This is a genomic window from Pseudoalteromonas sp. SWXJZ94C (genome assembly GCF_015864385.1).
Classification (GTDB): Bacteria; Pseudomonadota; Gammaproteobacteria; order Enterobacterales; family Alteromonadaceae; genus Pseudoalteromonas.
Genome location: NZ_JADYXF010000079.1, coordinates 1 through 10469 on the forward strand (window position 1 = coordinate 1; position 10469 = coordinate 10469).

Below are 10469 nucleotides of genomic sequence, written 5' to 3' on the forward strand. Positions count from 1 at the left end.
TATTTTGTTTAACTCAGTATTATGTTTATTCATGCTCTGCTTTTGGGATAGATAGTGGTTTGGCGATTACTATCAGATCAAATTCAGAGCATGTTTTCAAGTTTTATTCCTTAAGATCCAACCTATGAATAACGATTAGGCTTATAGTAGTGCAAATAACTTTTGTAGTTGTGGCATATACTCGCTCACAAGTGCAAGGTTACTTTCGCTAACAACTGGTTCGCTTGATTCAACAGCGCTTGACGCTTTACCAAAAGAACCCATCAACGAGCTAGCACTTGTATCTTTAGCGCTTTTCATGCTGCTTAAACCGCTCATTACTTTAGTAGCCGTTTCTTGATTTTCGGTAGATAAACCCGATTTTAAATTTTCGATATACGCCATTGATACTTCAGTACCAACAGTAACTAGCTGCTCTGGTGTAAAACCGTATTGGCTAGTAACACCTTCAAAGCTTTTGTATAAATCTTGATCTTTAATCATGCTAAGTGCGCTGTTAGCTAAAGAGCTTTGTTCGCCAACAGTTTGATCTGCAGAGCCACCTAGCATACTTGCTAAGTCTAAATCTTTTAATGATTCTTGGCTGCTTGCCCAACTTGATACCGCTGGTAATGCTTTCATGTAGCTTTGAAGTTGACCTTCGTTAATATCTTCTGCAAGGCTTGAGAAACTCATTGCTAATAAGCTAAGTGATACAAGTATTTTCTTCATTGAGCGTTTCCTAATATTAAAGTTGTGCCAATTAGAAACTAATTAACGGCACTTGCCAATACAAAAAATGTATTAGTCAGTTTTACAGTACAAATTATGGGGCGTTGTTAAAATCCTAAGATTTAAGTTGATTCACCACAAGTCAATGTACAAATGGTATAATGCATTTTTGACAACTAGAGCTGAACACAATGTTAACAATTTCAAATACTGTCACTATAGATGAGTGGGAGCTAGAGCTTACAGCGATTCGCTCGCAGGGTGCCGGTGGTCAAAATGTTAACAAAGTAGCAAGTGCTATTCATTTACGTTTTGACATTAACCGCTCTAAGCTTCCTGATTTTTATAAAGAACGTTTACTTGCGCTAAACGACACGCGAATTACTAAAGATGGTGTTTTAATAATTAAAGCGCAAAGTCATCGTACACAAGAGCTTAATCGCGACGATGCACTTAAACGCTTAAAAGACCTAATTTTAAGCGCCACAAAGGTAAACAAAGCCCGTAGAGCCACAAAACCAAGCCGTAATTCGCAGCGTAAACGCATGGATAAAAAAACAAAACACGGCCAAAACAAAGCGTTGCGCGGTAGTGTAAAGTTGTAGCTTACATATTGTTTAAACGTAAAAAAGGCTGCAGTTGCAGCCTTTTTATTGTTAAACGATATAACCTAATCGTAGGTATGATGCCGTGTTACGCTAAAGCGATTAAGTAAATGATGCATAACATACACCGCACATAAGCTTAGAATAATAGCCACCGATACCGAACTAAAACGGTACAAAGCACTATAAATTAAATCCTGCCCAGGGCCTAAAGAGTTACCAAATAAAATACCAAATGTAGTTAGCACGCCAAAACCAATACCTGGAATTCCGCCGCCTAAAATATGAAATCGTGCAAATACAAACGATAATATCCATAAAATAACCACCGGAAAAAGTAAAAAATCAGTGTGGCTATACAAAAACAATTGCGATAAAAGTGCGGCATTACACCCAATAAGCGTTCCAATGGCACGTTGCCAACCAGCCATTCCGGCAGCTTTCCAACATAAAGAAAATAAAATAAGCACCGATGCTGCTTGTGCAGAAATAGAATCTTGTAAGTCTAAAACCTGAAAAACCACAAACGAAAGCGTAGCAACACTAGAGCAAAGCAGTACTTCATGACGAATACTTTCTTTTGCTTTTGCAGGCATTACCCGAGCTGGTCTTGCTGTTACCTCAGGAAACAGCCCATGCATTAGCGCAGCAATAATAACCGTTAAAATAATAGCCAAACCATTTGTTAAAATAAGAGGGTAAATACTGCTGCCCTGATCAACATAGCTCGAAAAGTGCAGCTGAATTGAAAGGCTAACCACCCCTAAAGCACCAAATAAAAAGGCACTGCCACTGCTCATTTTATGAAATAAAATACAAAAAACACCAAACACTAATAACGTCATTACGACTGGTAAATGCGAAAAAAGCCCCTGCATTACAAGCACTATAAATGCGCTAAACGCCGCTGATGCTATAAATTGATTAATTACACCTCGGCTTAAAGTAGGCACCATGCCAAGTAACAACATAGGGTAAACAGTAAAAAATATACCATTTGGCCAGTTCATTAATTTACTAATAGCAAAGCCTACTGTGCACCCACCGGCAATGCGAAGTGCTTGGCGAAGGCCATTAGAGTCTAATTGCGGCCCTTGGCTAACAACTTGAGTCATATACTCTCCATTAATAAATGTAGTGTAACAAACTAATAAACCTAATTTGCGCAGCGCCTAACCATTGCCCAACTGTCGACTCTGGCAATAATTGCACCGTTGCGCGGGCACCACTTGGCATATTAGCAATTAAACTTGTATCGTTTATTAGCTTTAAATGAATACGCTGGCGTTGTGCATCACGTACCCAGCGGTTGCTGGTTTCGGTTGTACTAAGTAGTCCATTTGCACTTAACTGCCCATTACTTACACCGGCTTCAAAAGCTGTAATTTGCGCGTCGTAAACTTCACCAGGGCGGCTATCAAATACAACCTTAGCTAAGCTGCCAGGCTTCATATGCAGTAACGACTTTTCTCTAAAATCAGCTACTAAATCAGCTTTTTTTGCCACAATAGCGAGTAAAGGTTGGCCTGTTACAGCGTATGCGCCATCAAGTAATTGTAAGTTAGTAACAATGCCATCGCTTAATGCAAGTACCTGTGTGTACGATAAGTTAAGGTTAGCTTGGGCTAATTGGTTTGCTGCATGTCGCATTGCCAAGTTTTGCTCACCCGATTCACCACGCGCTAATATGGCTTCAGCTAATTGCGCCTCAAATGCAGCTACGTTTGCTTTACTTGCCTCATAATTAGCACGAATGCTTTCAAGCTCTTGCTCCGATATAGAGTTTTGCTTGTAGAGCTTTTCACCTCTGCTTTTTAATAGCTTTTGCTCATGTTGTTTTGCATTAGCCGCACTTATTTGTGCCTCAAGTGCTTTAACATTGGTATCAAGGCGTTTATTTTGTAATTTGGCATCGTCCAGCGCAAGTTGCGATTGTTCAAATGCTAACTTATAAGGTCCTTGGTCAATATTAAACAACACATCGCCAGCCTTTACAGGTTGGTTATTACTTACCAACACTCTGGTTACTCGACCGCTAATTTGTGGAGCAATTTGTACAACAGGATGGTACACGCGCGCCTGTGGCGTTACAGGTAAAAAAATATCAGCCATTAAATAGTAAATAAATACTAAAACAAATCCCACAAGGGAAAGTCTTACATAGCGCGCAAACTTTTGATCAGGTGTCATTTTTAGCCTTAATTTGAGATTTAATACAATTTTGTGCGTTCTTTTCCATTTTAACTAAACCATAAGCCATCGCGTCTAATTGCTCGTCAGTAAAACCACTGTATAACTGAGCTTTAATATGGGTAATTGTCTCGGTTAATGAATGTAAAACGGCGAAGCCTTGTTTAGTAAAATAGAGTTTTTTACTACGCTTATCATGCTCGTCTATACGACGAGTAATGAGCGACTGTTCTTCTAACTGTTTGAGTGTACGAGTTAACGAAGGCATTTCTATACCTAAGCTATGAGCCAACTCTAATTGAGTTAGTCCCTCGCCATTCATATTTATATGCACTAACACCATCCAACGTGATTGTGTTAATCCTAAAGGCTCTACAGCAATAGTAATCGCCTCACGACATACACGATGTACTCGCCCCATAGTGCCAATAATGGTTAAGTCGAGTGTTTCGTGAAAGGGAATATTTTTGACCATAGCTCTCTCATTTAGTTAGCAAGCTAACTATAATATCACTACTTAATAAGCAGCGTAAATATATAAGTTAAAAATGAATTAAAGGTAGGCAGTAAAAAGTACAATAAAGCGAAGGGAATCAAGACAAAAGCCGAACTCAACAAAACCGTAGGTGCGATTTTACATCGCGCTCGCCATAGTGATAACAATCTACTTAAAGCGAGGTATAAAACCTCACCTACATCAAAACAAACACCGCTCTTAACAAAACCGTAGGTGCGATTTTACATCGCGCTCATCTAACCTTAACCACTAAACACCGAGGCGCTGATTGAACACAATTAATCACTTCTACTTATCTTCTCTTTCACTTTTCAGTGGTAATACAATCTAGTAAAAGCGAGGTATAAAACCTCACCTACNAACAAAACCGTAGGTGCGATTTTACATCGCGCTCATCTAACCTTAACCACTAAACACCGAGGCGCAGATTGAACACAATTAATCACTTTTTGGTGGTGGTAATAATCTACCTAAAGCGAGGTATAAAACCTCACTTACATCAAAACAAACACCGCACTCAACAAAACCGTAGGTGCGATTTTACATCGCGCTCACCTAACTAACCTTTCACTTAGAGTTGTTATGTAAATGCTTTAAAAGTTTAATAAATTAGCTGGCGAATATTGATCTGTCAGAACTTTGGTGTCAGCTGGCCAATCTTGTCCGTCTTTAGTGAAATCCATAAACTCACTTATTGCTTGTATGTCTATACCGTATTTTACTAGCCGTGGTGCTAATGCTGTTACGCGAGCGTTTATTTGCTCATTAGTAGGCGGCGTTTTAAGCCCCGCTAAAATAATACGATTGCTGCGATTTTCACGATTTACGTTTATAAAGTCGCCAAATACAGCGTGATAGGTTGCCGATTCATGTTCGTACAATTTGCTGCTCGAAAATGTATTAGCCGCAATTACACCGCCATCAGTTAATACACTTTGCACTTCTTCAAAAAACTCTTTGGTAAGTAAATGTTCAGGTATGTAGTCACCATTAAAGGCATCTAAAATAATCCAATCGTATTTTTCTTTTTTAATCGCTGCGCGTTTTATAAAAATACGACCATCTTGCACACTTGATGTAACCGCGTCGTTTTCTATAAAGTTAAAGTAATCACGTGCCACCTTAGTAACCGCCGGATCAATTTCTACGTTATGAATTTTCGCAGCAGGGTATAGCTCATGAATAACATTAGAAAGCGTACCGCCACCTAACCCTATAATAAGCACATTTTTAGGATCTTCAATCACTAAAAGGCTCGCAAAAGTCAGCTTGGTATAATTAAAAACGAGTTTGTCGGGGTCGTTTTTATACATACAGCTTTGACTGGTTTGGGTACTTTTAGAATTAAACTTAAGGCAGCGTAAGTCATGCGTTTCTTCAACAATTATATTGCGATATAACGAGCGTTCTTCATGAACAACCTCACTAAACGCAGAGCTCGAAAGCACAATTAACGGCAGTAATAAGTATTTAAGCATGAGCAAGCTCCTTTTTATTAACCAAAGTGTTAATAACAATAGCTAGCAAGCCGAGCGATCCAAGTGTTAAAGCAAAGGCGCTAATAATTGTGTTTACATCAAACGCGAGTACAAAGTAAAAAGAGGTAATAATAGTACCCAGTGCGCTACCAAGCGTACTTACAAAATAAAGTCTTCCCGCTACCTGTCCGCTTTTTTCGCTTTCGGTTACCAGTAAACGTACGGAGTAGGGTGAAATCATTCCTAAAATAATTGTTGGAATGAAAAATAATGCCGTTGAAGCTAAAAGCGAGCCGTAGCGACTATCTTCAATATGGGTAAATATAAATTCCATTATTGGCTGCGAAAATAATGTAATAGGCACCACCATAATACTGGCGACTAAAAATATTAAACCATATTTTGTTAACGACGCATTTTGAGTACTTAACTTACCACCAAGTAAATACCCAAACGACAAGCTAAGCATAAACACGGTTATTATACTTCCCCAAATGTGCACACTACTTCCAAAAAAAGGCGCGAGAATTCGCCCGCCTAAAAGCTCAATTCCCATAATGCAAAAACCACTGCAAAAGGCTAAAAAATAAATTAATGCGTTTGTATTTAAAGTCATGTAATTATCGTTTGGTAACTTAATAGATCTCTATACTAACGTGATGTAAACATGCCCGCCAGTGTAAAAATCATTCGGTAACAACCTTTTAAAAACAAATTAGCCGTGTTTAATATTAGCTGCACGTAACAAAGTAACTCTGCAATAAATTAAATTTTCTGTGGATAAACGCATAGCGCAGGCTAAAAGTGACTAGTAATATAGGGTTTAATGGCATCGCTACTTAATAATAAGCACAATTATGTTGGGCTACTCATCAGCACTTTGCATTTTTTAATGGCTTATGTATTTAGTGATACAACTTAAAAACTTTTATACTTAAGTGATATTTCGCTTTGAACGATAACCGAGCATTGGAGACTATAATGTATAAACCTAAAGGACTGTTATTGAGCGCAATGATCAAAAAATGCGGACTCATTGGCGTTATAGTTACCCCCACTTTTTAAGGCAAACATTTGTGGAATGGGCAGGCTTTTCTATTCGTTATTCGTTTTGGGCTAAAGCGTATTATGAGCAACAAAAAGCCAAGGGTAAGCCGCATAACAGCATTATTAGATCACTGGCATTTAAATGGATAAGGATTGTATTTAGGTATTGGAAAACGAATACACCCTACGATGAATCGACGTATTTAGCGGTCTTAAAACGCAGAGGCTCACCACTTTTAAAATTTGCAGTTAATAGCTAAATTTTACTAGTCGTCCACCTCAGGGCGTGTTGTTAGCATTCAACTTCCTCGATAACAAATTGCCCAGATGATTCCACCCAACTTCCGTTGGGAACGTCTAGTTGATAATTACCCAATTCGTTGTCCGATATTATTGGGAGCAACGAATTAACCATAAATAATTTATCATTGTCTTCGTCAAGCTCGAAACCTTCGTAAGTACCAACAACACTTTTTGATAAGGATTTGTTATTTTTATCGGTCAACTGCCAGTCAGCGTGCCAATACCTTAAATTGGCGTCTTTCAATTCGTTAAGGGGAAAGCAATTTTTAAACCAATCAACATTGCCAATAAAATAGCAAACAATGGTAAGGTCAAAATCGGGAAAATAAACTTCAGCTTCACCCTCATTTTCGCAACTACATGGACTAATGCTTTTGACGACTACTCGATACTTCATATTGAATACTAACGCTCCAATAAGGGGCTAAAAATTGTTTGCTAAAATGTTGAGGAACGAAACAGCAAACTGTTTTTAGTCCTGCTTAATTGGCTTGTATGGTGAATTTATACTTGTACCATATAGAAACAGTTTTCCAGTGGAATTTCTTCCGGATAATCAGCCATAGAAAAACCAAGTTTTGTATAAGCTTGAATTGCACTTTTATTATGCCCTAATACAAACAGTGAGCATGAATCAGTTTTTAACTCTGTTTTACCCAGAACACCCAACTTTTGTATTAAGTGGGAAGCGATACCTTGCCCGCGAAAATTAGGGTTAACAATTAATCGACCAAGATGACACTTATCAAGTCTTAGATAATATTGCCCAAATGCCAATAAATCTCCTTCAACCGAAACTAGAGAGAATGACTTTAGTGAATCAAGTTTTAAGTCGCTCTTAAAAGAACTTAAATCAAATGGATATCTAAAACCAGGTCCAGACCAAATACTTAATTCTTCCTCGGTCGAAAACCAAGACATGATTTCAATAAAATTTGCATCAGAAGGTTCATTTAAACGCATATTCACCTAACGAGGCTGTAGAATAACTCTAACAGCCAAATTCAATTAAAAAACGAGCTCCTGCAATTAATTCTAAGCGTTGTTAAGGCATTAGGTAATGTATTTGAACTCCATAAAACTGGCTGTTTTTCTTAAAAAAGAGTAATTCTACAACCTCAACGCCGCACTAAGCGGACTAAAATTGTTGGTTAAACTTTGTGAGGCACGAACAAAAGCCAACTGTTTTTGTTCCGTTTAATGGCCTTATAGTTCGACCAAGCCACTTAATTTAAAAGTAACTGACTATTATATTAAGTGGAATATGCTTCTGTTGGTTACGAATATTGAATGACAAACATCCAATGTTTTTAACAAGACGTTCGAGCCAACAGAGCACCTCGATTTCAAAACGCATACTCAGGGATTGCCGACCAAGACTATCTATAAGACCTGCGAGAAACGAGATTTAAGCACATTCCGTCCTTAACTTTAACCGTAGGCGATATAAAATGAAAGCATATAACGTTGATAATTTTGCTGTACTTATTGGCATTGACTGGGCCGATAAAAAACATGATATTTGTGAACACCCAACAGGCACTAATAAATATCATTACACCGTTATTAAACACACACCTGAAGCGTTGCATGAATGGGCTATGGATATTAAACAACGTTATCCAAAGCAGAAAATAGCGATTGTTTGCGAGCTTAAAAAAGAGCCGCTTATTTATGCATTAGCTAAATACGACCACCTTACTTTATTCACCGTTAATCCTTGTGCTGTTGCTAAATACCGCCAGGCTTTTAAGCCCAGTGGCGCAAAAGATGACCCATCAGATGCCTTTCTACAAGTTGAAATTCTCACGTTACATATGGACAAGCTGTCTGTCATTGAGCCCGAGTCAGCGGCTATGCGTTCGCTGTCTCAGCTTGTTGAATATCGCCGAAGTTTAGTGCAAGACAGTGTCGATTTATCCAATAAAATAACAGCGACATTAAAAAATTATTACCCGCAGGCACTTGAATGGTTTAAAGAAAAGGACACGTATATATTCTGCGACTTCATTCAGAAATGGCCGTCACTCACTGCGTTTAAAAAAGCAAGAAAACAGACTTTACTCGACTTTTTTGAGAGTCATAACTCACACTATTGCGCGGTCAATAATGCACGACTAGACAGTATTAAAAATGCGATGCCATTAACTCTGGACGAAGGAGTAATTGTGCCTAATCAAATGCTCGTTGGAGTGCTTATCACGCAATTTAAAATGTTATTAAAGGGCATTGAAAAGCTCGATAAAGCAATAAAATCGGCTTATAAAACCCACCAGGATAAAAAGATATTTGATAGCTTACCCGGTGCAGGCCCACAAATCGCCCCACGTTTACTTGTTGCTTTTGGTAGTAATCGTGCGCGTTATAATGATGCTGCAGAGCTTCAAAAGTACGCTGGTATAGCGCCTGTTATTGAGCGCAGTGGTCAAAAAATGTGGACTCATTGGCGTTATAGTTGCCCTACTTTTTTAAGGCAAACATTTGTGGAATGGGCAGGCTTTTCTATTCGTTATTCGTTTTGGGCTAAAGCGTATTATGAGCAACAAAAAGCCAAGGGTAAGCCGCATAACAGCATTATTAGATCACTGGCATTTAAATGGATAAGGATTGTATTTAGATGTTGGAAAACGAATACACCCTACGATGAATCGACGTATTTAGCGGCCTTAAAACGCAGAGGTTCACCACTTTTAAAATTTGCAATTAATAGCTAAATTTTACTAGTCGTCCACCTCAGGGCGTGTTGTTAACTGCCATATTCGCCATTTAGAACATCAATGAAGAATGGGGTTAATTTACTAAAATCTGTTTCAGATTTTTGTTGCTCTTGCGCTTTGTCCTTAAATCTTTCTAACTCTGAGCTAATAAAGTCACTAATTACATCAATTCGAGGAAGGTATGCACTTTCAAAACCTTTACGCTTATCTTCGAGTAACTTTTGAATTGCAGACTTTAGCGTTTCATCATGCACCAATTCATTTACTAGCACTTCAAATTCCATTGGTACAACACCGCGATCTTGTTCGATCCATTGCATTGCTAGAATAGGTCTAAGAACATAGAAGTACTTCTTAATTCTTACTGTTTCACCCTGTAGATATTCTCGGAAATTTCCACTCGCCATATGTGAGTAGTGGTAAAAACAAGAGCGTGGCGAATAGAGAATTGGTATTAACTCTTTAAAAGCCTCGGTAAATTTATCATTTTGCTGATAGACAATTGGCGAATTGAACCATTCAATTAGAGCTGGGTTTGATTTTCTAAGAAGCTTAAGTGCTTTTTTCAAGTCCCAACCACTGATATCTAATAAGTCATTAATAGGTTTTTCAACTACATCTCTACAATATTCATGATCAACTCTAAGATACCAATCCTTATTTCGAACATATACAAAACGAACATCATAGTCACTGTCAGCTGATGGGAACCCCCATGCTCGACTGCCTGATTCACATGCATACAGTATTTTAATGTTCTCTTTAATTTCTAGAGTTTTAAGATTTTCTAATATCTCAGTACGCACTGAATACTCCTTGGCAGTTAACGTCTTAGTATTTATACGTTACGTTGTTTGTATCGTATAAATACCTTGTTGAACGAAGCATACTCCTCACTCAA

Annotated in this window: 12 protein-coding genes; 3 read left to right on the plus strand and 9 right to left on the minus strand. The window is 38.1% G+C overall.

The features are described from left to right. Positions 1 to 141: 141 nt before the first annotated feature. On the minus strand, positions 142 to 711 hold the full coding sequence (locus I6F65_RS20345; RefSeq protein ID WP_024610978.1) for a hypothetical protein: 570 nt from the start codon (positions 709 to 711) through the stop codon (positions 142 to 144). A gap of 191 nt (positions 712 to 902) precedes the next feature. Between I6F65_RS20345 and arfB the strand changes: the two genes are divergently transcribed. Then, the gene (gene arfB, locus I6F65_RS20350; protein WP_024610977.1) at positions 903 to 1316 is read left to right on the plus strand and encodes an alternative ribosome rescue aminoacyl-tRNA hydrolase ArfB; all 414 of its coding nucleotides are present in this window, start codon (positions 903 to 905) and stop codon (positions 1314 to 1316) included. Between the two features lie 65 nt (positions 1317 to 1381). Here the strand turns inward: arfB and I6F65_RS20355 are convergent, their stop codons facing one another. From I6F65_RS20355 to I6F65_RS20375, 5 genes are all read right to left on the minus strand, one after another. Further along, a complete protein-coding gene (locus I6F65_RS20355) occupies positions 1382 to 2431 on the minus strand; it encodes a DUF2955 domain-containing protein (RefSeq protein ID WP_024610976.1) in 1050 nt (349 codons plus the stop codon). A gap of 10 nt (positions 2432 to 2441) precedes the next feature. Continuing rightward, positions 2442 to 3506 (minus strand): HlyD family secretion protein, encoded by a 1065-nt coding sequence (locus I6F65_RS20360; protein WP_024610975.1) that lies wholly within the window; start codon positions 3504 to 3506, stop codon positions 2442 to 2444. Next, positions 3496 to 3981, minus strand: coding sequence for a MarR family transcriptional regulator (locus I6F65_RS20365; RefSeq protein ID WP_024610974.1), 486 nt, complete (start codon positions 3979 to 3981; stop codon positions 3496 to 3498). The genes I6F65_RS20360 and I6F65_RS20365 overlap by 11 nt, the downstream gene beginning before the upstream one ends. A gap of 635 nt (positions 3982 to 4616) precedes the next feature. Next, positions 4617 to 5501: a spermidine synthase gene (locus I6F65_RS20370; RefSeq protein ID WP_024612169.1), complete on the minus strand. Its 885-nt coding sequence runs from the start codon at positions 5499 to 5501 to the stop codon at positions 4617 to 4619. Continuing rightward, complete coding sequence (locus I6F65_RS20375) at positions 5494 to 6117, minus strand: fused MFS/spermidine synthase (RefSeq protein WP_024612168.1); 624 nt, start codon at positions 6115 to 6117, stop codon at positions 5494 to 5496. The genes I6F65_RS20370 and I6F65_RS20375 overlap by 8 nt, the downstream gene beginning before the upstream one ends. Before the next feature lie 460 nt (positions 6118 to 6577). On the opposite strand from I6F65_RS20375, the gene I6F65_RS20380 reads away from it, so the two are divergent. Next, positions 6578 to 6808 (plus strand): hypothetical protein, encoded by a 231-nt coding sequence (locus I6F65_RS20380; RefSeq protein WP_231613253.1) that lies wholly within the window; start codon positions 6578 to 6580, stop codon positions 6806 to 6808. Positions 6809 to 6840: 32 nt separating this feature from the next. On the opposite strand, the gene I6F65_RS20385 is transcribed toward I6F65_RS20380, so the two are convergent. Further along, a complete protein-coding gene (locus I6F65_RS20385) occupies positions 6841 to 7248 on the minus strand; it encodes a hypothetical protein (RefSeq protein WP_024612167.1) in 408 nt (135 codons plus the stop codon). Positions 7249 to 7355: 107 nt separating this feature from the next. Then, positions 7356 to 7814: a GNAT family N-acetyltransferase gene (locus I6F65_RS20390; RefSeq protein WP_024612166.1), complete on the minus strand. Its 459-nt coding sequence runs from the start codon at positions 7812 to 7814 to the stop codon at positions 7356 to 7358. Between the two features lie 488 nt (positions 7815 to 8302). On the opposite strand from I6F65_RS20390, the gene I6F65_RS20395 reads away from it, so the two are divergent. Continuing rightward, complete coding sequence (locus tag I6F65_RS20395) at positions 8303 to 9565, plus strand: IS110 family transposase (RefSeq protein ID WP_197114649.1); 1263 nt, start codon at positions 8303 to 8305, stop codon at positions 9563 to 9565. 32 nt (positions 9566 to 9597) lie between these two features. On the opposite strand, the gene I6F65_RS20400 is transcribed toward I6F65_RS20395, so the two are convergent. Further along, positions 9598 to 10374, minus strand: coding sequence for a nucleotidyltransferase domain-containing protein (locus I6F65_RS20400; protein WP_166115350.1), 777 nt, complete (start codon positions 10372 to 10374; stop codon positions 9598 to 9600). Positions 10375 to 10469 lie beyond the last annotated feature (95 nt).